The following is a 975-nucleotide window of genomic DNA, read 5'->3' on the forward strand; positions in this document are numbered from 1 at the left end:
GTAATATTACCTATTTACACATTCCATTTTTGGGAAATAATTCCATCTGTTTCCCATATTTAGATGTAAGAAATTACACTAAACAAAAGAAGCCATTCGCTAACTTGCGAATGGCTTCAAAAAAACTGATCTGCCTACAAACTAACCAATTGTTACACTTTCCTCTGCTCCATCGACAGTAATTGTAACCTCATTGTCGCACTCACCATCACCAAAATCAAGCGTGATCACTTTATTCCTAGTGGTTATTATATTCACACCATCAACAGGCAGTCTGCCTCTTCTACTTCTTCTACAATTTTTCACAAAGACCAACTCTTCTGCTATTGCACTAGCGTAAGTTACACCTCTGCGTGTTGTACCAGAAGCAGTTCCAGAAACAAGTATTCTGTCATTAATTGGGTTCAAAGCTCTCTCCCAAACCCTCACATGGTCAACTTCTCTTGTCGCAAAAGTACCGTCTTCCCAAGTAACTTTTCCGCCTTCCAGCATTACACTAAAAGTAAGTGTATCCCTGTCATCTTCAGTAATATTAGTAACGGTACGTTTTCCTTCTACTTGTATATCATTGATTGAATAGTCTTCAAAAGTTAATGTAGTTGTACTTCCTGGGAAAAAGAAATTTCCGACATGGGATATAAATATCTTTCCTTTTCTAACATTTCCATTAGCATCAATACAGCCATCACCAAAATCTAAAGTAATAGTCCCTTCTTCACGAGTACCTTCATAAGAAAATACTCCCTCACATATTCTGTCATCATCAACGTCACCTTCTGCAACACGGCCACCCGAATTTGAATCTGATGATTCCAAAGAAACAGACGCAAGATCATCAACATCCTCAAAAACAGCATCCATTTCAGCTTCTGCTGATACAATTTCAGAAGCATCAGCCTGATTTTCGGTTAAGTCTTCTTCACCACAAGCCACAAGTACCGCAGTCATTAGTAGCGCCAGCATCAGCTGGTTAAT

At 38.8% G+C, this 975-nt stretch carries 1 protein-coding gene; it reads right to left on the bottom strand.

The window, feature by feature from the left end; translation table 11 throughout:
* Positions 1-141: 141 nt before the first annotated feature.
* A partial coding sequence (locus E1140_RS00185) for a hypothetical protein (protein WP_185153314.1) occupies positions 142-975 on the bottom strand: 834 nt, incomplete at its 5' end.

The sequence above is a fragment of the Fulvivirga lutimaris genome, assembly GCF_009711525.1.
GTDB lineage: Bacteria > Bacteroidota > Bacteroidia > Cytophagales > Cyclobacteriaceae > Fulvivirga > Fulvivirga lutimaris.